This window comes from Actinosynnema sp. NPDC023794 (assembly GCF_040639675.1).
Classification (GTDB): Bacteria; Actinomycetota; Actinomycetes; order Mycobacteriales; family Pseudonocardiaceae; genus Actinosynnema; species Actinosynnema luteola.
Window position 1 is genome coordinate 1 of sequence record NZ_JBFAFR010000005.1, and the last position, 21,778, is coordinate 21,778.

The following is a 21,778-nucleotide window of genomic DNA, read 5'->3' on the forward strand; positions in this document are numbered from 1 at the left end:
AGTTGTCCAGTAACAATCTCAAAGGAAACCTCTTGACGAGGTTCATAAATTTACTGGCTATTCGGCACGCTGTTGAGTTCTCAAAGAACACGCGCTCACCGTAACTCATCGCTGTGCAGCGACTCGATCCGGGGCTGATGTTCGCCGCGCTCCGTTCCGGTCTCTCTCCGGCCCGTTCCGCGCTGGCAGAGAGAAAGTTACACCCCGCCCAACGCGGAGACAAATCGGGGGTCCGGAGGCACGTCTGCGCAGGTAGTACCCCCTGCGGCGGCCCTCAAACCGGATCACGTGTGATCGGGACCACTCAGACCAGTTTTCCATGCGGCGTGGACGGCAGGTGCACGGCCACCGACAGGCCCCCACCGGGCACCGCCATGGCGTGCGCCCGACCCTCGTGAGCTGCGACGGCGGCCCGCACGATGGACAGCCCGAGCCCGGTGCCGGTGCGCGCGGTCCGGTCCGTGCCACCCCGGCGGAACGGCTCGAACAGCTCCTCAACCCGGTCCGGAGCGATGACGGGCCCGGACGACGACACCCGCAGCAACGTCCACTCGGGCCCGCCTTCGGTGCGCACCTCGATCCACCCGCCGGGCAGGTTGTGCCGCACGGCGTTCTCCAGGAGGTTCCCCGCGATCCGCTCCAGCAACGCCGGGTCGCCGACGGCGGGCGCCGGCGCCGTCACGAACGAGACCCGCAGCTGGCGCTCCTCCGCCTCCCCCCGCACGGCACGCCACGCGGACTCGACCACGGCGTTGAGGTCCACCGGCTCGCGCACCGCCAACCCGAGCCCGTCCGTGCGCGCGAGCAGCAGCAACGCGCTGACCAACTGCTCGGCCCGTTCCGTCGCGGCACGCACCACGCCCGCCATGCGCCGCAGCTCGGCGTCGTCGGCGTCCGGGTCGGCGAGCGTGACGTCGAGCTCGGTCCGGATCACGGCCAACGGCGTGCGCAGCTCGTGGGAGGCGTTGGCGACGAACCGCCGTTGCGACTCGAACGCCGCCTGGAGCCGGTCGAGCATCTCGTCGAACGTGTCGGCCAGCTCGGCGACCTCGTCCCGGGGACCGGCCAGGCGCAGGCGCTCGCCGAGGGACTCGGCGGACAGCCGACGGGCCGCGTCGGTCACGTCGTGCACGGGCTGGAGCACGCGGCCGGTGATGGTCCACGCGAGCAGGGCCGCCGCGGCGACCACGCAGAGGAACGCGATCGAGCCGGATCGCAGCACGTCGTCCCGTGCCTGTTCGCCGAGCAGGTCCATCAGCGCGTCGGCCCCGACTTCGCGGCCGTCCACGATCACGGTGCTGCCCTCGGCGAAGCGGGGCGAGGAGGCGATGACCCGGCCGACGAGCAGCCAGCCGAGCAGGAGCAGCAGGCCGCTGACGAACGCGACCAGTCCGGTCGCGAGGAGGGTGAGCCGCGTCCGCAGCCCGGGTCCGCGCCTGCGGGCCAGCTCAGAGTTCAGCGGAACCTGCCGTGGGCACGCGGTAGCCCGAGCCGACCACCGTGTCGATGATGCCCGGTTCGCCGAGCTTCTTGCGCAGCGTCATCACGGTGACGCGGACGGTCGTGGTGAACGGGTCGGCGTTCTCGTCCCACACCCGTTCCAGCAGCTCCTCGCTGGAGACCACCGAGCCCTTGGCGGCCAGCAGCACCTCCAGCACGCCGAACTCCTTGCGGGTCAGGTCGACGGGCTGGCCGGCCCGGCGGACCGTGCGGCGGGCCGGGTCGAGCTCGACGTCGCGAGCAGTCAGCAACGGCGGGGTGGCCGGGGTGGCGCGGCGGGCGAGGGCCCGGACGCGGGCGACCAGCTCGGGGAAGGCGAACGGTTTGGCCAGGTAGTCGTCGGCGCCGAGGGACAGGCCGGCGACGCGGTCGTCCACGCCGCCGCTGGCGGTGAGCATCATGACCCTGGTCAGGGCGCCTGAGCTGAGGATCTCCTTGCACAGCTCGTCGCCGGACATGCCGGGCAGGTCGCGGTCGAGCACGACCACGTCGTACCGGGTCACGGTCGACTTCTCGTGGCCGGTCTCGCCGTCGTAGGCGACGTCGACCGCCATGCCTTCGCGCCGCAGGCCACGCGCGATCGCGTCGGCCAACGGCACCTCGTCCTCGACTACCAGGATCCGCACCCCACAAAGGTGCCACACATCCCTGAGAAGGTGCTTAGCGTGAAGCTGTCGGTCGGCTGTCGAGGTGCTGTCGAGGTGCTGTCGAGGTGCGGGACGAGGCGCGCCGAGGTGCGGGCGGGAAGATCAAAAGAGTCCTCGTCGGACCCGGCAAGGGACGCACAGCCCCCTTAACACGCGCGGTAGGGCAAAGCCAGGTCGGCGGGATGACACGAAGCCCTCCGCTTGGGGAGGACGGAGGTGGCAGTGGACGGGAAGTCAGCGGTTGCGTTCGACGACGACGGTGTTGGCGGATTGCAGGGCGCGTAGTTGGAGCAGGGCGGGATGGTCCTCGGCCAGGCGGGCGGCGTTGAGGAGGGTGCGGAGGGCCGCTGTCTCGCCGCGGGCGCGTTCGAGGGACGCTCGGGCCTCCGAGCGGGCCAGGAGTTCGGCCAGGGCGGCTTTGCGCAGTTCGGTGGGCATGACGACGTCGCGCACGGCCACTTCGCGCAGGTCGATGCCCAGGTCGGCGGCGCGCGGGGCGACGGCGGCGAGGATTTCGGCGGCGATGGCCGCGCGTGAGGGGTCGACCTCGTCGTGGGTCCGGGTCAGCACGGCGGTGCGCAGCGCGATCTGGGTGGCGAGGTGGAGTTCGACCTCGGGGGTGGCGGCGGCCTGGACGTGCTGGGCGGGGTCGGAGATCGCCCAGACCAGGACGAGCGTGACGCGGATCAGGACGCCGTCGGAGGTCGGGATGTCCTGCCAGCCGGGCGTCTGGGACCGGGGGCGGACGTCGAGGTAGCGGACCTGGTGGCGGAAGCTCCGGCGGTGGCGGCCCGGGTCGAGGACCTCGACCAGTTTGCCGTGCCGGAAGACCACGCCGCGTTCCCACGGCATGAGTGTGTGCTTCACCGGTCCTCCTCCTGCGTTGCGCGGACCGCGACCCCGGCCTTGGGGCGGTGGGCGGGAGCACGGGGCTCGCAGGGCCCTGCGCCCCGTGGTCGACCGGGGTCGCGGCTTGGGTGTCGCAACCCGCCGCGTTGGCAACGCGCCTCTCTGAAAGGTTCGCCCGGCTGTGATCGCGGAACTCGGGTTCGGCAGTGCCGTCCGAGCCGCTGACCGGGCGGGAGGAGGGTAACCGGGCTACTTCTCGACCGTCGCGCCCATTTCCGCCGGCTCGGCGGCGACGACCCACTCGGTGATGCGGCGGGAGACGTCCTGGGCGGTCAGGCCGATGTCGGAGAGGACTTCGGCGCGTTCGCCGTGCTCCTGGAACGCCTGGGGGATGGCCAGGTCGCGGAGCGGGGTGTCGACGGAGGCGTCGCGGAGGGCGGCGGCCAGCGTCCAGCCGAAGCCGCCGTGCCGGCCGTTGTCCTCGACGGTGACGACCAGGCGGTGGTCGGCGGCGAGGGCGACCAGGTCGTCCGAGACCGGGAAGACCCAGCGGGGGTCGACGACGGTGACGCCGATGCCCTGGTCGGCGAGGCGTTGGGCGGCGGCCAGGCCGAGTTCGCCGAACGCGCCCACGGTGACCAGGAGGACGTCGGAGCCGGAGCGGTGCAGGACGTCCACCGCGCCGATGCGTTCGAGGGCTGGCAGGTCGGGGCCCACCGAGGCCTTCGGGTAGCGGATGACGGAGGGTCCGTCGGAGATGCGGACGGCCTCGCGGAGTTCTTCGCGCAGCGTGGCGGCGTCGCGGGGGGCGGCCACGTGGATGCCGGGGATGAGGCCGCAGATCGACAGGTCCCACATGCCGTGGTGGGAGGCGCCGTCCGGGCCCGTGATGCCGGCTCGGTCGAGGACCACGGTGACGCCCTGCTTGTGCATGGCGACGTCCAGCAGGAGTTGGTCGAACGCGCGGTTGAGGAACGTGGCGTAGATCGCGACGACCGGGTGCATGCCGCCCATGGCGAGGCCGGCGGCGGAGGTCATGGCGTGCTGTTCGGCGATGCCGACGTCGAAGCAGCGCTCCGGGTAGAGGCCGGCGAACTTGTCCAGGCCTGTCGGGCCGCGCATCGCGGCGGTGATGGCGACCAGGTCGGGGCGCTCGCCGCCGAGGGTGGCCAGTTCGTCGGCGAAGACGTGGGTCCACGTGCGCTTGGACGGGCCGATGCTCTCGCCGGTGATGGGGTCGATGACGCCGGTGGCGTGCATCTGGTCGGCCTCGTGGTTCTCGGCGGGCGCGAAGCCGTTGCCCTTGCGGGTGACGGTGTGGACGATCACGGGGCCGCCGAAGGACTTGGCGCGGCGCAGGGCCGATTCCAGCACGGCGTGGTCGTGGCCGTCGACGGGGCCGATGTACTTGAGGCCGAGGTCTTCGAACATGGCCTGCGGGCTGAGGGCGTCCTTGATGCCGCGCTTGGCCGCGTGCAGGGCGGCGTAGACGGGCTTGCCGACGATCGGGGTGCCCTGCAGGGCGTTCTTGCCGCGCTCCAGGGCGCGTTCGTAGCCGGGCTGCAGGCGCAGCGACGAGAGGTGGTCGGCCAGGCCGCCGATGGTGGGCGAGTAGGAGCGGCCGTTGTCGTTGACCACGATGACGACGGGTCGGTCGGTGCCGGAGGCGATGTTGTTGAGGGCTTCCCAGCACATGCCGCCGGTGAGCGCGCCGTCGCCGACGACCGCGACGACGTGCCGCCGCTGGCCGCCGAGCTGGTAGGCCTTGGCCAGGCCGTCGGCGTAGGACAGGGCGGTCGAGGCGTGGCTGTTCTCCTCGACGTCGTGCTCGCTCTCGGCCCGGGAGGGGTAGCCGGACAGGCCGCCCTTCTGGCGGAGCGTGTCGAAGCCGTCGCGGCGGCCGGTGAGGATCTTGTGCACGTAGCTCTGGTGGCCGGTGTCGAAGACCACGGAGTCGTGCGGTGAGTCGAAGACCCGGTGCACGGCCATGGTCAGCTCGACGACACCGAGGTTCGGACCGAGGTGCCCGCCGGTCCGGGAGACCTTGTCGACCAGGAAACGCCGGATCTCGTCGGCGAGCGCGGGCAGCTCGTCAGGTCCCAGCCGTTTCAGCTCCGCCGGTCCGTGCACGGATTCCAGCAGCGTCACTCGCTCCACCTCGCCCTGTGGTTCGGGTCCCCGATTCGTCCGGTCAGTCTACGGACCACAGGCTGAGACGCCTGTCAGCGTGCGGGCGTCAGCAGGGCGACGCATTCCACGTGATGGGTCATCGGGAACGCGTCGAACGCCCTGAGCTGGGCCAACTCGTAGCCGTGCTGGGCGAACGCGGCGATGTCGCGGGCCAGGGCTGCGGGGTCGCACGCGACGTAGACCACACGAGCGGGTCGGCTGCGTGCGATCGCGGTCACCACGACCTTGCCCGCGCCCTTGCGCGGCGGGTCGAGGACCACGACGTCGGGCGGCAGGTCGGTGAAGTCGGGTGATTCGAGCACGGCTTCGGTGCGTCCGGTGTGCCAGCTGATCTGCGGCTGGTCGGAGAGGTTGAGCCGGCCGTCGGCGACGGCCCCGTACGACGACTCGACCACGGCGACGGAGCCGCGGTGGCCGACCTGCTCGGCGAGCACGGAGGCGAACAGGCCGACGCCGCCGTAGAGGTCCCAGGCGCGGTCGCCGGGGCGGCAGTCCGCCCAGTCGCCGACGACCTTGGCGAAGGTGTCCGCGGCGGCGGGGTGGACCTGCCAGAAGCCGTCCGCGCGGAGGTTCCACGTGCGGCCGGCGGCCAGTTCGGCGGCCGTGCCGCTGCCTTGCCGCAGGCGGGAGGGGCCGGGGACGGGGCGGCCTCGGCGGATGATCGGCGGGCCGATCTCGGTGAGGTGCGTCCGGCCGCCCGCGTCGCGGGTGACGACCAGCTCGGACTTCGGCGGCCACGTGCGGTCGACCACGTCGTCCAGGGCGCCGGGGACGGCGATCACGCAGTCGTCCACGGGGACGACCTGGTGGCTGCGGTGGGCGCGGAAGCCGGGGCGGCCGTCCGGGCCGACGGCCATGCGCATCCGGGTGCGCCAGTCCTCCGGGCCGCCGGGCAGGTCCTCGACGATGACCTCCCAGTCGAGCTTGGCCAGGCGGTGCAGCTGCTCGCTGACCACGGCGGCCTTCAGCTCGCGCTGGGCCTGCCACGACGCGTGCTGCCAGTCGCAGCCGCCGCAGAGGCCGGGACCGGCGAACGGGCACGGCGCCTGCACGCGGTCCGGTGACGCCTCCAGCACCTCGACGGCGTCGCCGCGGCAGAACGAGCCGCCGGTGTCCTCGGTGATCCGCACGACCACCCGCTCGCCGGGCAGCGCGTGCCGGACGAACACGACGCGGCCCTCGTGCCGGGCCACGCAGTGCCCGCCGTGGGCGACCGCGCCGACCTCGACCTCGATCAGCCGCTGCTTCCAGGTCGCCGTCACTTGCCGTCCTTGTCTTGGCCGCGCTTGTCCAGGCCGCGTCGGATCGCGCCGGGCGCGACCACGTCGTCCTTGTCGGTCACCTTCGAGGATGAGGCCAGCTGCCACGGCACGCTCGTCACCATCACGCCCGGCTGGAACAGCAGCCTGCCCTTGAGCCGCAGCGCGCTCTGGTTGTGCAGGAACTGCTCCCACCAGTGGCCCACGACGTACTCCGGGATGAACACGGTGACCACGTCGCGCGGGTTGTCCGTGCGGACCCGCTTGACGTAGTCCAGGACCGGTTTGGTGATCTCGCGGTAGGGCGACTCGATCACCTTCAGCGGCACCTTGAAGTTCTCCTTCTCCCACTCCCGCACCAGGCGGCGGGTGTCGCCGTCGTCCACGTTGACGGTGACCGCCTCCAGCATGTCGGGCCGGGTCGCCTTCGCGTACGCCAGGGCCCGCAGGGTCGGCATGTGGAGCTTGGAGACCAGCACCATGGCGTGGTTGCGGGCGGGCAGCAGCTTCTGCCGCTCCTGCTGGCGCAGTTCCTCGGCGACCCGGTCGTAGTGCCTGCGGATCGCCGTCATCAGGGCGTAGAGGGCGGCCATCGCGGCGATGGCGATCCACGCGCCGTGGGTGAACTTCGTGATCAGCACGACGACCAGCACCGAGGCCGTGAGCGCCAGGCCGAACGCGTTGATCGACTGCGACCGCCGCATCCGGCGTCGGGCGTTCGGGTCGGTCTCGGTCTTGAGCAGCCGGTTCCAGTGCCGGACCATGCCGGTCTGGCTCATCGTGAACGACACGAACACGCCCACGATGTAGAGCTGGATGAGCTTGGTGACCTCGGCGTCGAACGCGATGACCAGCACGATCGCCGCACCGGCGAGGAACACGATGCCGTTGCTGAACGCGAGCCGGTCGCCGCGGGTGTGCAGCTGGCGTGGCAGGTAGCGGTCCTGGGCGAGGATGGAGCCGAGCACCGGGAAGCCGTTGAACGCGGTGTTCGCGGCCAGGACGAGGATCAGCGCGGTGACCGCGGTGATGAAGAAGAACCCGACCGGGAAGCCCTCGAACACCGCGCCCGCGATCTGGGCCACCATCGTCTTCTGCTCGTAGCCCTCGGGCGCGTTGACGAGCTGGTGCTCCGGGTCCACGGCCATCTTCACGCCGGTGAGCTGGGCCAGCACGATCAGGCCCATCAGCATCGTGACCGCGATGAGGCCCATCATGAGCAGGGTGGTCGCCGCGTTGCGCGACTTCGGCTTGCGGAACGCCGGCACGCCGTTGCTGATCGCCTCCACGCCCGTGAGCGCCGCGCTGCCGGACGAGAAGGCGCGCAGGACGAGGAACACGAACGCCAGGCCCATCAGGTGGTCGTCCCCGGCCCGCAGCTCCAGGCCCGCGCTCTCGGCGCGCATCTCGTCGCCCATGACGAAGCCGCGGAACAGGCCGTAGCCGATCATGAAGAGGACGCCGGCCATGAACGCGTAGGTCGGGATGGCGAACGCGCTGCCGGACTCGCGGATGCCGCGCAGGTTGACGGCGGTGAGCAGGACGATCGCGGCGACCGCGAACTCGGCCTTGTGGGTGGCGACGAACGGGATGGCCGAGCCGATGTTCGCCGCCGCCGCCGAGATCGAGACGGCGACCGTGAGGATGTAGTCGACGAGCAGGGCGCTCGCCACGGTGAGGCCCGCTCTGCGGCCGAGGTTGACCGTGGCGACCTCGTAGTCGCCGCCGCCGGACGGGTAGGCGTGCACGTTCTGCCGGTAGCTCGCGACCACCGTGAGCATCACGACGACCACCGCCACGCCGACCCACGGGGCCAGCGCGTAGGCCGACAGACCCGCCACCGACAGCACGAGGAAGATCTCCTCGGGCGCGTAGGCCACGCTCGACATCGCGTCCGAGGCGAACACGGGCAGGGCGATGCGCTTGGGCAGCAGCGTGTGGGCTAGGCGATCGCTGCGGAAGGGCCTGCCGACGAGGAGGCGCTTGGCCGCTGTTGCGAGCTTGGACACGGGTCGAGAGCGTAAGGGGTGGTGACCGGGCGGGCGTGGTCGTCCGGTGAGCGCCGGGTCGCTTGTGACGTGCGTCGCGGGCCCGTGTGGCGGCTCGACCGGGTGGTCACGTGCGCGGCCGGCGAGTTTTCGCTCAGGTGTTCGAGGCGTTGGGCTGTGCGGGGGCCGCTCGGTCCGGGACGCACCGCTCTCGTTCACTGATCAGGGACGGTAGGTTCTCCGTAAGCGTCGTTCGGGGAGGCTTTCGTGCACGTGGTGATCATGGGCTGCGGCCGGGTGGGCTCGTCCCTGGCCAAGGCGCTGGAGCGCCTCGACCACCAGGTATCGGTGATCGACAAGGACGCGCAGTCGTTCCGCAGACTCGGTTCGGACTTCCACGGCCAGCAGGTCGTCGGCAACGGTTTCGACCAGAAGGTGCTGATCGAGGCCGGTATCGAGCGGGCGGGCGCGTTCGCGGCCGTGTCCAGCGGCGACAACTCCAACATCATCTCGGCGCGGGTGGCGCGGGAGACGTTCGGGGTGGAGGCGGTGGTCGCGCGGATCTACGACGAGAAGCGCGCCGCGGTGTACGAGCGGCTGGGCATCCCGACCGTGGCGACCGTGCCGTGGTCCACCGACCGGTTCTTGCGGATGCTGCTGCCAGAGGGCACGGCGACCGCGTGGCGCGACCCGTCGGGCACGGTGGCGGTGCTGCCGCTGGAGCTGCACGAGGACTGGGTCGGGCGCACCGTGCGCGACCTGGAGGAGGCCACCGGGTGCCGGGTGGCGTTCGTGATGCGGTTCGGGACGGGTGTGCTGCCGGACTCGAAGACCGTGTTGCAGGAGGACGACCAGGTGTACGTGGCCGCCCTGTCCGGCACCGTGACCGACGTGGCCGCGGCTGCGGCTCACGCGCCCGAGGAGAGCTGAGTGCGTATCGCGATTGCGGGTGCCGGTGCGGTGGGTCGTTCCATCGCGGCCGAGCTGGTGTCCGACGGGCACCAGGTGATGCTGATCGAACGTGACCGCACGCACTTCGAGCCGCACACCGTGGAGCAGGCCGAGTGGGTGCAGGCCGACGCGTGCGAGCTGTCGTCGTTGGAGGACGCCGGCATGCAGCTGTGCGACGTGGTGATCGCCGCGACCGGTGACGACAAGGCCAACCTGGTGGTGTCGTTGCTGGCGAAGACCGAGTTCGCGGTGCGGCGCGTGGTGGCGCGGGTGAACGACCCGGCGAACGAGTGGCTGTTCACCGAGTCGTGGGGGGTGGACGTGGCCGTGTCGACGCCGCGCATCCTGTCCGCGCTGGTGGAGGAGGCGGTGACGGTCGGGGACGTGGTCCGGTTGATGACGTTGCGCCAGGGTCAGGCCAACCTGGTGGAAATCACGCTTCCGGGTGACACGCCGCTGGCGGGGTCCCCGGTGAACGGCCTGGCGCTGCCGCGGGACGCCGCGCTGGTGACGATCCTGCGCGGCGGCCGGGTCATCGTGCCGACGCCGGACGACACGCTGGAGGGCGGGGACGAGCTGCTCTTCGTGGCGGCGGCGGACGTGGAGCAGGAGATCCGTTCGGCTCTGGGTTACTGACGCCTGGGTTCGCCCACAGGCGGCGGTGTGCGGCTCGTTCCCGTCGGTGCCGGCCGGCAGGACAAAACAGGGGTCCCCTCGGCGAGGCCCCCTGTGCAGAAGTCGGTGGTTGTCGCTGGTCAGGCCGGTGACCGCATCGTCCGGATGGTGGGCCTCAACGCGGGTGGTCGATCGCGCCGAACGCCGTTCTGCCGCGCGTCATGATGTCCACCGACACGATGAGCTGGGCCTCGGCCAAGAGGTTGGCGCGCTCCTGAGAGCCGAGCGGCCACTGGCGTGCGGCGTCCAGCAGGTTCTGCGCGATGTCGACCGTGGTGGGTTCCTTGTCGAAGAACTTCACGCGACCCCTCCGAAGACGGCTGGCCACACGACGTGCGTGAACGCATCGACGATAGCGATCGGCGCGGGCCTCGCGCGGATCGGACCTGCCCCACCGGGCCTGTTGGCGTGCCGCAGAACCGGTGGGGCGCAGGTCGGGAGGTCAGCGTTCCTCGGCCCGGGCGGGCGCGGGGTGGGGGTGGTCGGTCGAGGCGTCGAGCAGTTGGTCGTAGACGTTCGGCTTGCCGTCGGCCTCGGCCTCGGCTCGGAGGCGTTCCTCGGCTGCCCGGTTCTCCTCCTCTTCCCGGGCGAGGGTGGCTTTCAGGCGCTTGTCCGAACGGCGCACCGCCCAGACCGTGGCGATCAGCGCCACCGCCATCAGCGGGTAGCCCATGGCCAGGCGCGCCGCCGCCAGCCAGCCCACCGACGCCTCGTCGTACAGCCACCGCTGCACCACGAACCGCGCCAGGAAGACCAGCGCCCACACGAGGGTGGCGATGTCGTAGTCCCGGACGCTCGCCTTGTCCTTGCGCCACGCCTGGCCCTGGCCGTTGAGGAACGACCAGATCACGCCCGCGAGTGGCCACCTGACCAGGATCGACAGGATGAACCCGCCGCCGTAGACGAGGCTCTGCCAGATGCCGAACAGGAAGAAGCCCTTGGCGTCGCCGGTCCGGTAGGCGATGAACGCGGCGATGCCGACGCCGAAGACCGCCGAGACGGCAGGCTGCACCGAGCCCTTGCGCATGGCCAGCACGATGCCGATCGCGACCGAGAACGCCAGCGCGCTCCAGATCGCGGGCATGAGCCCGGCGAAGGCGTTGACCAGCACGAACACCACGACGGGCAACGAGGAGAACAGCAGGCCGCTCACGCCGCCCATCTGCTCGAGGAGGGTGGGCTGCTTCTCGGACTCGTTCGCTTGTGTCATGAAGCGTTCTGCAACTCGTAGTAGGGGTTGTAGAGCACCTTGCGCCCGTCGCGCACCGCGATCCGGCCTCTGGCCTTGATGGTGCGACCCGGCTCGATGCCCGCGATCCGACGACGGCCCAGCCAGACCAGCGTCACGCCCTCGGTGCCGTCGTACAACTCCGCCTCCAGGGTGGCCGCGGCGTCACGGGGGCACAGCTCCACGCTGCGCAACCGGCCCAACACCGTCACCTCTTGCCCGGACTTGCAGTCGCACGCTCGGATGGCCCCGACGGCCTCGGCTTTTCGAGACAGGTCGTCGGCGTCCAACTCGCTGACGTCGGTGGTCAGCCGACGCACGAGGCGGCGCCAGTAGCCACCCCCAGTACCAGTCATCCCCGACTCCTGGAATGCGCGGGGCCTCGACGACGAAGCCCGTCCAACAGCCAGCGTAACCGGGTGCACCCGATCGGGTATCCGACTGGGGGAGGATCTGACGTCATGAGGTCGTCACGTGCCGTTCTGCTGCCGGGCACCGCGTCCGACGAGGTGTTCGTCTCCTCGGTGTTCGCCCGGCCGCTGGCCGAGGCCGGGTTGGCGCTGGTCGCGCCCGCGTCACGGGGTGTCCGGGAGCACGTGGAGGCGTTGGACGCGGCCTGGGACGGCACGCCGCTGGTCGTGGGCGGGGTGTCGCTGGGCGCGCACGTGGCGGCGGCGTGGGCGGTGCGGCACCCCGAGCGGTGCGCCGGTCTGCTGGTGGCCTTGCCCGCCTGGAACGGCGTGGCGGACGGCGCGCCCGCGGCGGCCACGGCTCGGGCCAGCGCCTCGGTGGTGGAGTCGGCGGGCGTCGAGGCCGCGTTGACCGGCGTCGACGGGTGGCTCGGCGACGAGCTGCGGCGGGCCTGGCCCCGGTTCGGCTCGCGGCTCGCCGACGTGCTGAGGGAGGCCGCCGGGTCGTCCGCGCCGACGTTGGCCGAGCTGGGCGGCCTCACGGCGCCGGTAGGGGTCGCGGCCTGCACCGACGACCCCGTTCACCCGTTCGAAATCGCCCGAGCGTGGGTCGGAGCGCTCCCCCGTGCCGCTCTGCGCACGACGACGCTGGCGGCGTTGGGCGCGGACCGGGAGTCCCTGGGCCGCGCCGCGCTCGATGCCTACCGCTCCGTGGCGGTGGCCGACTAGCCCTGCTGCTGTGCCTGGATGTGCCGGGCGATGGCCTCGGGCAGCTCGATCGGCAACGGCGTGCGCACCGGCATCGCCTGCTCGCCGCGCACCACGACGGTGTCCCGCATCAACGCGTAGAGGGCCTCGGTCGCCTTGAAGCTCTGCTCCTCCGTCGGCGCCGCCGCGATGCCCCGCAGCATCCAGCGCGGCCCGTCGACGCCGACCACCCGCAGGTGCACCTCGTTGTTGCGGGCGGTGATCTCCTCGCCCCACTCGCCGTTCTCCCGCAGGATCCGGAAGCCGTCGCTCTTGAACTGGGCGATCATCTCGCCGCTCACGTCCGGCCACAGCCGGTCCTGCTTCGGCGCGGCGAACGCGCTCACGGTGAGCTGGCCGACGGTCGTCAGCAGGTGCACCGCCCGCACCGCGCCCGCCGGGTCCATCTCCACCTGCAGCTGCACGCCCTCGGGCACGGGCAGCCGGATCGAGCCGAGGTCCAGCCGGTTCAGGCCGTCGTCCGGGGCCCGCGTCGAGTCGAACGGCCCGTCCTCGGCCTCCTCGGCAGCGTCGAACTCGACCTCGGGTTGCGCCGTCCCCCGGTTCGCGGAGTGCCTACCGCGCTTGCGGCGCTTTCCGAACATCGCCTTCACCCCTCCGTCCGGGCGAGCACGTCGTGCCCGCCTGTAGAGCCGTAGCCGCCCGCGCCCCGTGCGGAGTCGGGCAGCTCGTCGACTTCGCGGAACACCGCGTGCTCCACCTTCTGCACCACCAGCTGGGCGATCCGGTCACCGCGCGTCAGCACTACGGGCTCGCGCAGGTCGTGGTTCACCAGGCACACCTTGATCTCGCCCCGGTAGCCCGCGTCGATCGTGCCCGGGGTGTTGACCACGCTCAGGCCGACGCGCGCGGCCAGGCCGGATCGCGGGTGCACGAACCCCGCGTACCCCTCCGGCAACGCGATCGCGACACCAGTGCCTACCACCGCGCGCTCCCCCGGTTCGATCACCACGTCGGTGGTCGTCACCAGGTCGGCGCCGGCATCACCCGGTCGGGCGTAGGCCGGGAGCGGCACGGCGGGATCGAGCCGGGACAACAGGACCTCGACGCTGGGCACGGCGCGCGAGACTACCCTGGTGGCGTGAGCGAGACTGCTGTGACCGCCCCGATCGCGTTCCGCGAGCGGTTGTACGTGCCCTGGTGGGGTTGGCCGCTGCCGCTGGCCGCGGCCGTGCTGCTGGCCGCCGAGATCCACATGGGGTTCCCCGGCGTGCGGTCGTGGCTGCCGTACGTGATCACGGTGCCGCTGGCCGTGCTGCTGATCGTGCGGATGGGCTCGGCGAAGGTCGAGGTGTCCGGCGGCGAGCTGCGGGTCGCCTCGGCGCACGTGCCGCTGGACCTGCTCGGCGAGGTCGAGGTGTTCGACTCGAAGAGCAAGCGGAAGGCGATGGGCCCGAACCTGGACCCGATGGCGTTCGTCACCCACCGGGGCTGGGTCGGACCGGTGGTGAAGGTCGAGCTGCGCGACCCGGCGGACCCGACGCCGTACTGGCTGTTCAGCGTGCGTTCGGCGGAGGAGCTGGCGGCCCTGCTGCGCGACCGGTGACGTGGATCGGCAACGGGACTGGGCGCCACCCCGGCGGTGGGGGTGAGCGCCCAGGTCTGGTCGTAGGTGCGTGTCCGGTCGTGCCTCGGTGCCGGTCGTGCGGTGCCGTGCCGGTCGTGCGGCGGTGGGTGGTGCTGGCCGTGCGGTGTCTTGCGGTGGTGGTGGGTCGTGCGGGTTCGTGCCCGGTGGACGTGCCTCAGGCGCAGTCGCGGCAGATGTACTGGCCGTTGACTTCCTCGGCCAACCTGCTGCGGTGGTGCACCAGGAAGCACTTCGAGCACGTGAACTCGTCCGCCTGCTTCGGCAGGACCTTGAACGTGAGCTCCTCACCGGACAGGTCGGCGCCCGGCAGCTCGAAGTTCTCGGCGGTCGCGTCCTCGTCGATGTCGACGACCCCGGACTGCGTTTCATTGCGCCGCGCCTTCAGCTCCTCGAGGGAGTCCTCAGCGAGTTCGTCCGCCTCGCTGCGACGCGGTGCGTCGTAGTCGGTCGCCATACTTCTTTCACCCCTGCGGTCAACGGAGACTGTTCGTGTCGCTGGTTAACGCACCAGCGCCCCTATTTGTGCCCTCCGTCCCCAGTGACGGAGGTCTCGCTCGCGCGGCCGGGCGCCAACCCCCTGTTCGTCGACGCTTCCAGGTGTCCGGCAGTGCGCGGAGCGCCGAGAGGGTAGCTCATCGATCGGGCGGTCGCGCAGCGGGTTCCCCCTAATTGAGCAGACGGGTGACAGGCCCTTCACACGCTGGCCAGATAGGCTTGGGCGGGCACCACCCACCCGGTCCTCCCGTGCTCCGCCGCCAGACCAGGGCGTTGACCGTCCGCGACCGGGTGATCGCACCCCGCTACAACCCCGCCCGAGGCGCGGGGCGGCGGGGCGCGGCATAGCCTGATCACTGTCAACACTGCGCCAGGGGAGGTCGACGGACGTGGGACGACCCGGTACGGGGAGCAGCGGGTCGTCGCGGTACCGCAAGCGGCGACCGTTGCCGGCGCTCGTCCTGTTCCTGGTGCTCGCCGTGACCGCCGTCGTGGTGTGGAACCGCGTGCTGGCGGACGAGGGCGACGTGGACGCGGCGATCAAGTGCAACCCGCCCGGCGGTGTGCCCGCGCCGTCGTCGGGCGCGCCCGTCGCGCCCGCGGCCGAGCCCGCGCCGCCGTTGGGGACGGTGCTGGCGCACGACGCCCTGGACCGGACCGACCCGGTGCCGGTCGGCAGCGTGCAGTTCCGGGTGTTCAACGCGAGCACGCAGCGCAACCAGGCGCGGTTCGTGGCGACGACGTTGACCGAGCTGGGCATGAAGCAGGCGGCCGAGCCGGGCAACGACCCGGTGTACCCGGCGCAGGACATGAGCTGCCGCGGCCAGATCCGGTTCGGCGCGCCCGGCGCGGGCGCGGCGCGGACGTTGAGCCTGGTCGAGCCGTGCCTCGAACTGGTGCGCGACGAGCGCCAGGACGCGACGGTGGACGTGGCGATCGGGCAGAAGTTCAGCGAGGTGAAGCCGAACAGCGACGCCCGCAAGGTGCTCGACCAGCTCGCCGAGTGGGCGATGCAGCAGCCGGAGCAGCAGGGCGGCCAGGCGGCCGAGGGCTCGACGCCGCTGGCGCTGAACGCCGACAACCTCAAGGGCGCCCGCGACACCGCCTGCTGACCGGACCGGGGCGACGACCGGACCGGGGCGACAGCCGGACCGAGCGGAGTTATCCAGCAGAGCCGGAGTTGTCCACAACCTGGTCCGCGGCGGACGCCGGCTGTCGGTCCCTCGTGATTGGATCGAATCCAGGGGTCCCCCTGGCCGGAGGACCCCAGCGACGGCACGGCCCTGCGGCCCGGCCGGTCAGACCTTGCCGAAGCCGCACTCCACGAGAGCGGTGAACAGGGCGTCCGCGATGCCCGGCGCGGCGGCGAAGGTGGCGTCCGCGCCCAGCTCCGGAGCTTCACCCGGCAGGTGGACGACCGCGCCCGCCTCACTCGCCAGCAGCGCGCCCGCCGCCCAGTCCCACCGACCGAGGCCGTGCTCGGCGTAGGCGTCCAGCCTGCCCGCCGCCACCGCGCACAGGTCCAACGACGCCGCACCCGCCCGCCGCATGTCCCGCACCCTGGTCGCCAGGCCCGCCCACGCGTCCGCCTGCCGCTGCCGCCGCTCCGCCCGGTAGGCGAAGCCGTAACCCAGAAGGGACAGATCCAATCGGGTGGCGTCGGAGACCCGGAGCCGCCGACCGTCCAACCAGGCACCGCCGCCCCGCGCCGCCGTCCACACCCGACCGCTGACGGGCTCCACCACCGCCCCCGCCACGGACACGCCGTCGACCTGCGCGGCGATCGACACGGCGTACTGGGGGATGCCGTAGAGGTAGTTCACGGTGCCGTCGATCGGATCTACGACCCAGGTCAGGCCCTCGACGGCGGCACTGCCGCCCTCCTCCTCCCCGATCACGGGCTCGCCCGGCCGCACCTCGGCGAGCCGCGCCCGGACGAGCTGTTCGGACGCGTGGTCGGCCGCGGTCACCACGTCGGTGGCGCTGCTCTTGGTGTCGACATCGGTCACGGCGGCATCGCGCGTGGTCACGACCAGCTCGCCCGCCTCGCGGGCCACGAGCACGGCGACATCGACCAATGAGCGCGGATCGAAACGCAACTGTTCCTCCTGCGTCACTCTCACGGGACTATCGGAGAACTGCAGGCTAATGTCTGCGGCCACGGTTACTGAATCGAGTAGGAAGGGCCACGGGGATGGGCATGACCCGCGGGTTCGGCGTGGACATCGGCGGTTCCGGCATCAAGGGCGGGCTCGTGGACCTCGAAGCGGGGGCGCTGGACGGTGAGCGCCTGCGCATCACCACGCCCCAGCCGTCGACCCCGGACGCGGTCGCCGACGTGGTCGCCGAGATCGTCGAGAAGTTCAACTGGGACGGTCCCGTCGGCGTCACCCTGCCGTGCGTCGTGAAGCACGGCGTCGCGCACTCCGCCGCGAACGTCGACAAGGCGTGGATCGGCACGGACGCCGCGGCGCTGTTCGCCGAACGGCTCGGCCGGCCGACCGACCAGGTCGTCGTCCTCAACGACGCCGACGCCGCCGGCATCGCCGAGATGCGGTTCGGCTCCGGCGTCGACCGGGACGGGCTGGTGGTCCTGCTGACGTTCGGCACCGGCATCGGCAGCGCCCTGTTCCTCGACGGCAAGCTCGTGCCCAACACCGAGTTCGGCCACCTCGAAGTCGACGGCCACGACGCGGAGAAGCGCGCCGCGGCCTCGGTGAAGGAGGACAAGGGCCTGACGTGGGCCGAGTGGACGCCCCGCGTGTCCCGGTACATCAACGTGCTGGAGGACCTGATCTGGCCGGACCTGGTCATCGCGGGCGGCGGGGTCAGCAAGAAGGCGGAGAAGTGGCTCCCGCTGCTCGAGGTGCGCACCGAGGTGGTGGCCGCCGCGCTGAAGAACGACGCGGGCATCGTGGGCGCCGCCGTGGCCGCCGCGCAAGGTCTCCGGCACTGATTTCCGCAGCGTTCCACCTGCGAGAACGCGTGCCGGACCACCTCGGATGACGCCGGGGGGCAACGGCACGCGATTCTCGTCGTTACAATGGAACGGTGCCCCGCTGACGAACGATCCGGCGGGGGATCCCCCGTACTCAGGCGACCGAGGTTCGCGCCCTTCGGTCGGCCTTGATCGACAGTCGCGAAAGGGCGTACGTGGCAGCCGCGAAGACGACTCAGGCAGCTAAGGCTGACGCCGAGGAGACGCCCAAGGCCACCTCGGCGAGGAAGGCCCCGGCGAAGAAGCCGGCGGCGAAGACCGCCGCGGCGGGGAAGACGGCCACGCGGGCGCCGCGCAAGACGGCCGCCAAGGCCGCCGCTGCCGCGCCTGGCAAGGTGAAGAAGGACGGCGAGGAGCCCGAGGACCTGGAAGGCGCTCCAGACGCCGAAGACCTGGTCGACGACGTCGAGTTGATCGACGAGCCGGTCGAGGAGGAGCCCGCCGAGGAGGAGGCCAAGCCCGGCGAGGGCGACTTCGTCTGGGACGAGGAGGAGTCGGAGGCCCTGCGGCAGGCCCGCAAGGACGCCGAGCTCACCGCCTCGGCCGACTCGGTCCGCGCCTACCTCAAGCAGATCGGCAAGGTCGCCCTGCTCAACGCGGAGGAGGAGGTCGAACTCGCCAAGCGCATCGAGGCCGGCCTCTACGCCGCCGAGCGGGTGCGCCGCGCCGAGGACGAGCAGGAGAAGCTGACCCCGCAGATGCGCCGCGACCTGCGGTGGATCGTGCGGGACGGCGAGCGGGCCAAGAACCACCTGCTGGAGGCGAACCTCCGCCTCGTGGTGTCGCTGGCCAAGCGCTACACCGGTCGTGGCATGGCGTTCCTGGACCTGATCCAGGAGGGCAACCTCGGCCTGATCCGCGCGGTGGAGAAGTTCGACTACACCAAGGGCTACAAGTTCTCCACGTACGCGACGTGGTGGATCCGCCAGGCGATCACCCGCGCGATGGCCGACCAGGCCCGCACCATCCGCATCCCGGTGCACATGGTCGAGGTCATCAACAAGCTGGGTCGCATCCAGCGCGAACTGCTCCAGGACCTGGGCCGCGAGCCCACCCCGGAGGAGCTCGCCAAGGAAATGGACATCACCCCGGAGAAGGTGCTGGAGATCCAGCAGTACGCCCGGGAGCCCATTTCGCTCGACCAGACGATCGGCGACGAGGGCGACAGCCAGCTCGGTGACTTCATCGAGGACTCCGAGGCCGTGGTGGCGGTGGACGCGGTGTCGTTCACGCTGCTGCAGGACCAGCTGCAGTCGGTGCTGGCGACGTTGTCCGAGCGCGAGGCGGGTGTGGTGCGGCTGCGGTTCGGCCTCACCGACGGCCAGCCGCGCACGCTGGACGAGATCGGCCAGGTCTACGGCGTGACGCGCGAGCGGATCCGGCAGATCGAGTCGAAGACGATGTCGAAGCTCCGGCACCCGTCGCGGTCGCAGGTGTTGCGCGACTACCTGGACTGACCCCAGGCTGAAGATCACGCTGAGCCAGGACCCCTCGACCGTTCGGTCGAGGGGTCCTGGTTTTTGTGCGCTTCTCCACTCGAACGGACGCTGTCATCGCTCACTCTCCGTGGTGTCCTGGGTATGGCGCGACCGCCGGGGGGCGGTGACGGGGCGCGCCGAGGCAGGGGGAATTCCATGAGTGAACGTCGCACTGAAGCACGCCTGTCGCGCCTGGCGTCTGCCGAGGCGTTGGACCGGCAGCCGTGGCCGGAGCACGTCAACAACGGCGAGGAGGGCGACTACCCGCACGTCGCCAACTACGCCAAGGGCCTGCCGCACGACGAGGCGGGCGAGGTGCGCCCCGAGGCGTACAACACGCTGCTCAGAGCCCTGGCCACGGGTCGGACGGAGGACTTCGAGCGCATCCCGCTCGGCCGGGGCGTCAAGCTCACCAACCCGCAGGCCGGCCTGGCGTTCGACCTGGAGGGCCCGGACCCGCAGTCACTCGCCCTGCCGCCCGCGCCGCGCATCGACAGCGCGCGCAACTCGGCCGAGGCGGTCGAGCTGTACTGGATGGCGCTGACCAGGGACGTCCCGTTCGACCAGTACGACCGGCACCCCTTGATCGCGCAGGCGGCCGACGAGCTGTCGCGGTTGAGCGACTACCGGGCGCCGAAGGTCGACGGCCGCGTCACGCCCGCCACGATCTTCCGCGGTGGCACGCGCGGCGACCTGCGGGGACCGCTCCTGTCGCAGTTCCTGCTGCGCGACGTCCAGTACGGCACGCTGCGCGTTCCGCAGCTGCACGACACGGTGCGGCCGTTCCGCGACTTCCTGACCGACTTCGACGCGTGGCGCGCGGTGCAGGAGGGCGCGACCACCAAGCCGATCAAGCGGGACCACGTGAACCGCCGGTACCTGCGCAACGGCCGTGACGTGGCCAACTACGTGCACTTCGACGCGTTGTACGAGGCGTACCTCAACGCGGCGCTGATCCTGCTGGACCTGGGCGCGCCGGTCGACCCGGGCAACCCGTACCGGCACTCGGCCAACCAGATCGGCTTCGGCACCTACGGCGGGCCGCACCTGTTGTCGCTGGTGACCGAGGTGGCGACGCGGGCGTTGAAGGCGATGTGGTTCCAGAAGTGGTACGTGCACCGCAGGCTGCGGCCCGAAGCGTTCGGCGGTCGGGTCCACGCGCACCTGTCCGGGATGCGCGACTACTCCATGATCGACCGCGAGGTGCTGGACTCGCAGGCGGTCAAGCTCTCCTACGAGAAGCACGGCTCGTACCTGCTGCCGCAGGCGTTCCCGGAGGGCTCGCCGACGCACCCGTCGTACGGCTCGGGTCACGCGACCGTCGCCGGGGCGTGCGTCACGGTGCTGAAGGCGTGGTTCGACGAGTCGTGGGTGCTGCCCGACCCCGTGGTGGCCAACGCCGACGGCACGGCCCTCGTGCCCTGCACCGGCGGCGAGCCGCTCACCGTCGGCGGCGAGCTGGACAAGGTGGCGGCGAACATCGCGACCGCCCGGAACATGGCCGGCGTGCACTGGCGGACCGACTTCACCGAGTCCGTGCTCCTGGGGGAGGCGGTCGGCATCGGGATCCTGCGGGACCACGTCCGGGTCGACCACGAGGACGCGTCGTTCGGGCTGACCCGGTTCGACGGGCGACGCCTGACCATCTGAACGGGCGGTGAAGCGGCCAGTGAACCGGACGGATCATGTCCGGATCGTGGAACGCGAGGCCGTGTTCGCTCTGGGCTGACCAAAGTGTTACCCGTCACAGCGGTGACGTCCGAGGACCGCCCTTCTGGAGCATCAAGGGTGCGTCGAACGCCGTATTCGCAGGTCGGAAATCCGTTGGCACGACAGCGGAACGTGAGCACGGGCGGATCGAACCGGTGGAAACGACAGGTTCCGACCACCCGGGCGCCGGGTAAAGGAGGAGTGACGCGGGTCGCCACGGTCAGGGGAACACTGACTTCCGCCCGAACGTCTGCAAGAGTGAAGGCAGCGAACACGGCGCACCCGCCAGATGCGAAGTGGTCGCAGCTAGGTGTGAGGGCACCGATCCCCGGTGCCGGGACGGAGGGAGATTTCCATGACTACGACGCTCACCCGCCCCGCGTTGACCGCTGCCGACCGCTGCGACCGCTGCGGGGCTGCTGCCCAGGTTCGCGCCGTGCTCCCCTCCGGGGGCGAGTTGCTGTTCTGCGGGCACCACGCCCGTGAGCACAGCACCAAGCTGCGTGAGCTCGCTGCCGAGTTGCAGCAGGGCTGAACACCACGAGTCCCCGCACGGGGCTCGTAGCACCCTAGCCGTCCGGGGCGGGGATCCGAGAGGATCCCCGCCCCCCTCATTTTCGGCGGACACGCTTGCCGTGGTCTCGCCGATACTCGTGGTGACGGACGCGGACGGGAGTTGGTGCGTGGTGATCGAGTCGGTTGACCTCGTGGTGGCGGCGCTGGCCGCCGGTGCGGCGGCGGGCGTGACGGACACGGCGTCGGCCGCCGTGAAAGACGCGTACCAGGGCCTGAAGTCGCTGACACGGCGCGCGTTGCGCCGGGGCGGGGTGGCCGAGGAGCCGACCGACCCGGAGGCGTTGAAGGCCGCTCTGACGGCCGCCGGCGCCGGGTCCGACGTCGAGCTGGTCGCCGCGGCGCGCGAGGTGCTGGCGCTGGCGGACCCGGAAGGCGCGGCCAAGTACCGCGTCGACGTGCACGACAACCAGGGCGTGCAGGTCGGCGACGGCAACACGATGACGCTGAACTTCGGCGGCAAGTAGCTCC

At 71.3% G+C, this 21,778-nt stretch carries 23 protein-coding genes; 10 read left to right on the forward strand and 13 right to left on the reverse strand.

Annotation, left to right across the window (positions count from 1 at the left end; all coding sequences use genetic code 11):
- Positions 1-304: 304 nt before the first annotated feature.
- From AB0H12_RS13645 to AB0H12_RS13670, 6 genes are all read right to left on the reverse strand, one after another.
- A complete protein-coding gene (locus tag AB0H12_RS13645) occupies positions 305-1,459 on the reverse strand; it encodes a sensor histidine kinase (protein ID WP_499623541.1) in 1,155 nt (384 codons plus the stop codon).
- On the reverse strand, positions 1,449-2,126 hold the full coding sequence (locus tag AB0H12_RS13650; RefSeq protein WP_499623189.1) for a response regulator transcription factor: 678 nt from the start codon (positions 2,124-2,126) through the stop codon (positions 1,449-1,451). The genes AB0H12_RS13645 and AB0H12_RS13650 overlap by 11 nt, the downstream gene beginning before the upstream one ends.
- A 255-nt stretch (positions 2,127-2,381) precedes the next feature.
- Entirely contained in the window at positions 2,382-3,014 is a 633-nt protein-coding gene (locus tag AB0H12_RS13655) for a slipin family protein (RefSeq protein ID WP_499623190.1), read from the reverse strand.
- Between the two features lie 231 nt (positions 3,015-3,245).
- Positions 3,246-5,144: a 1-deoxy-D-xylulose-5-phosphate synthase gene (gene dxs / locus AB0H12_RS13660; RefSeq protein WP_499623192.1), complete on the reverse strand. Its 1,899-nt coding sequence runs from the start codon at positions 5,142-5,144 to the stop codon at positions 3,246-3,248.
- Positions 5,145-5,218: 74 nt separating this feature from the next.
- A complete protein-coding gene (locus tag AB0H12_RS13665) occupies positions 5,219-6,448 on the reverse strand; it encodes a class I SAM-dependent RNA methyltransferase (protein WP_499623194.1) in 1,230 nt (409 codons plus the stop codon).
- Positions 6,445-8,454 (reverse strand): APC family permease, encoded by a 2,010-nt coding sequence (locus AB0H12_RS13670; RefSeq protein WP_499623195.1) that lies wholly within the window; start codon positions 8,452-8,454, stop codon positions 6,445-6,447. Before AB0H12_RS13670 ends, AB0H12_RS13665 begins: the two co-directional genes overlap by 4 nt.
- A gap of 246 nt (positions 8,455-8,700) precedes the next feature.
- Between AB0H12_RS13670 and AB0H12_RS13675 the strand changes: the two genes are divergently transcribed.
- Together AB0H12_RS13675 and AB0H12_RS13680 are read left to right on the forward strand one after the other, a co-directional pair.
- Positions 8,701-9,363, forward strand: coding sequence for a potassium channel family protein (locus tag AB0H12_RS13675; protein ID WP_499623196.1), 663 nt, complete (start codon positions 8,701-8,703; stop codon positions 9,361-9,363).
- Positions 9,364-10,020, forward strand: a complete 657-nt coding sequence (locus AB0H12_RS13680; protein WP_499623197.1) for a potassium channel family protein — start codon at positions 9,364-9,366, stop codon at positions 10,018-10,020. It abuts the gene before it with no gap.
- A gap of 154 nt (positions 10,021-10,174) precedes the next feature.
- On the opposite strand, the gene AB0H12_RS13685 is transcribed toward AB0H12_RS13680, so the two are convergent.
- The 3 genes from AB0H12_RS13685 to AB0H12_RS13695 all read right to left on the reverse strand — a co-directional run bounded on the left by AB0H12_RS13685 (position 10,175) and on the right by AB0H12_RS13695 (position 11,643).
- Positions 10,175-10,360: a hypothetical protein gene (locus tag AB0H12_RS13685; RefSeq protein ID WP_499623199.1), complete on the reverse strand. Its 186-nt coding sequence runs from the start codon at positions 10,358-10,360 to the stop codon at positions 10,175-10,177.
- Between the two features lie 141 nt (positions 10,361-10,501).
- The gene (locus AB0H12_RS13690; RefSeq protein WP_499623200.1) at positions 10,502-11,269 is read right to left on the reverse strand and encodes a DUF3159 domain-containing protein; all 768 of its coding nucleotides are present in this window, start codon (positions 11,267-11,269) and stop codon (positions 10,502-10,504) included.
- Positions 11,266-11,643 carry an OB-fold nucleic acid binding domain-containing protein gene (locus tag AB0H12_RS13695; RefSeq protein WP_033437072.1) on the reverse strand — a complete coding sequence of 126 codons (378 nt, stop codon included), beginning with the start codon at positions 11,641-11,643 and terminating at the stop codon, positions 11,266-11,268. The genes AB0H12_RS13690 and AB0H12_RS13695 overlap by 4 nt, the downstream gene beginning before the upstream one ends.
- A 105-nt stretch (positions 11,644-11,748) precedes the next feature.
- On the opposite strand from AB0H12_RS13695, the gene AB0H12_RS13700 reads away from it, so the two are divergent.
- Positions 11,749-12,426 carry an alpha/beta fold hydrolase gene (locus tag AB0H12_RS13700; RefSeq protein ID WP_499623202.1) on the forward strand — a complete coding sequence of 226 codons (678 nt, stop codon included), beginning with the start codon at positions 11,749-11,751 and terminating at the stop codon, positions 12,424-12,426.
- Here AB0H12_RS13700 and AB0H12_RS13705 read toward each other — a convergent pair.
- Positions 12,423-13,049: a DUF3710 domain-containing protein gene (locus AB0H12_RS13705; RefSeq protein ID WP_499623204.1), complete on the reverse strand. Its 627-nt coding sequence runs from the start codon at positions 13,047-13,049 to the stop codon at positions 12,423-12,425. The two genes, AB0H12_RS13700 and AB0H12_RS13705, sit on opposite strands and share 4 nt — an antisense overlap.
- Before the next feature lie 5 nt (positions 13,050-13,054).
- Complete coding sequence (dut, locus tag AB0H12_RS13710; RefSeq protein WP_053717169.1) at positions 13,055-13,522, reverse strand: dUTP diphosphatase; 468 nt, start codon at positions 13,520-13,522, stop codon at positions 13,055-13,057.
- A gap of 24 nt (positions 13,523-13,546) precedes the next feature.
- Here dut and AB0H12_RS13715 point away from each other — a divergent pair, with 24 nt between their 5' ends.
- A complete protein-coding gene (locus AB0H12_RS13715; protein WP_499623206.1) occupies positions 13,547-14,011 on the forward strand; it encodes a DUF3093 domain-containing protein in 465 nt (154 codons plus the stop codon).
- Positions 14,012-14,207: 196 nt separating this feature from the next.
- On the opposite strand, the gene AB0H12_RS13720 is transcribed toward AB0H12_RS13715, so the two are convergent.
- Positions 14,208-14,507 (reverse strand): DUF4193 domain-containing protein, encoded by a 300-nt coding sequence (locus AB0H12_RS13720; protein WP_053717171.1) that lies wholly within the window; start codon positions 14,505-14,507, stop codon positions 14,208-14,210.
- A 430-nt stretch (positions 14,508-14,937) separates the two neighbouring features.
- On the opposite strand from AB0H12_RS13720, the gene cei reads away from it, so the two are divergent.
- Positions 14,938-15,660: an envelope integrity protein Cei gene (cei, locus tag AB0H12_RS13725; protein WP_499623207.1), complete on the forward strand. Its 723-nt coding sequence runs from the start codon at positions 14,938-14,940 to the stop codon at positions 15,658-15,660.
- 186 nt (positions 15,661-15,846) lie between these two features.
- Here cei and AB0H12_RS13730 read toward each other — a convergent pair whose 3' ends face one another.
- Positions 15,847-16,647, reverse strand: coding sequence for an inositol monophosphatase family protein (locus tag AB0H12_RS13730; protein WP_499623208.1), 801 nt, complete (start codon positions 16,645-16,647; stop codon positions 15,847-15,849).
- A 95-nt stretch (positions 16,648-16,742) separates the two neighbouring features.
- Here AB0H12_RS13730 and ppgK point away from each other — a divergent pair, with 95 nt between their 5' ends.
- The 5 genes from ppgK (at position 16,743) to AB0H12_RS13755 (ending at position 21,774) form a co-directional block, all read left to right on the forward strand.
- Positions 16,743-17,504: a polyphosphate--glucose phosphotransferase gene (ppgK, locus tag AB0H12_RS13735; protein ID WP_308257186.1), complete on the forward strand. Its 762-nt coding sequence runs from the start codon at positions 16,743-16,745 to the stop codon at positions 17,502-17,504.
- A 170-nt stretch (positions 17,505-17,674) separates the two neighbouring features.
- Entirely contained in the window at positions 17,675-19,003 is a 1,329-nt protein-coding gene (locus tag AB0H12_RS13740; RefSeq protein WP_211363475.1) for an RNA polymerase sigma factor, read from the forward strand.
- 177 nt (positions 19,004-19,180) lie between these two features.
- Positions 19,181-20,674 (forward strand): vanadium-dependent haloperoxidase, encoded by a 1,494-nt coding sequence (locus AB0H12_RS13745; protein ID WP_499623209.1) that lies wholly within the window; start codon positions 19,181-19,183, stop codon positions 20,672-20,674.
- Between the two features lie 415 nt (positions 20,675-21,089).
- A complete protein-coding gene (locus tag AB0H12_RS13750; RefSeq protein ID WP_015800348.1) occupies positions 21,090-21,269 on the forward strand; it encodes a DUF7455 domain-containing protein in 180 nt (59 codons plus the stop codon).
- A 151-nt stretch (positions 21,270-21,420) separates the two neighbouring features.
- On the forward strand, positions 21,421-21,774 hold the full coding sequence (locus tag AB0H12_RS13755; RefSeq protein WP_499623210.1) for an RIP homotypic interaction motif-containing protein: 354 nt from the start codon (positions 21,421-21,423) through the stop codon (positions 21,772-21,774).
- Positions 21,775-21,778: the final 4 nt, after the last annotated feature.

Coding starts and splice junctions, on each gene's coding strand:
- AB0H12_RS13690 (WP_499623200.1), bottom strand. CDS start 11,269: ATGACACAAGCGAACGAGTCCGAGAAGCAGCCCACCCTCCTCGAGCAG.
- AB0H12_RS13695 (WP_033437072.1), bottom strand. CDS start 11,643: ATGACTGGTACTGGGGGTGGCTACTGGCGCCGCCTCGTGCGTCGGCTG.
- AB0H12_RS13700 (WP_499623202.1), top strand. CDS start 11,749: ATGAGGTCGTCACGTGCCGTTCTGCTGCCGGGCACCGCGTCCGACGAG.
- AB0H12_RS13705 (WP_499623204.1), bottom strand. CDS start 13,049: ATGTTCGGAAAGCGCCGCAAGCGCGGTAGGCACTCCGCGAACCGGGGG.
- AB0H12_RS13720 (WP_053717171.1), bottom strand. CDS start 14,507: ATGGCGACCGACTACGACGCACCGCGTCGCAGCGAGGCGGACGAACTC.
- ppgK (WP_308257186.1), top strand. CDS start 16,743: ATGGGCATGACCCGCGGGTTCGGCGTGGACATCGGCGGTTCCGGCATC.
- AB0H12_RS13745 (WP_499623209.1), top strand. CDS start 19,181: ATGAGTGAACGTCGCACTGAAGCACGCCTGTCGCGCCTGGCGTCTGCC.
- AB0H12_RS13750 (WP_015800348.1), top strand. CDS start 21,090: ATGACTACGACGCTCACCCGCCCCGCGTTGACCGCTGCCGACCGCTGC.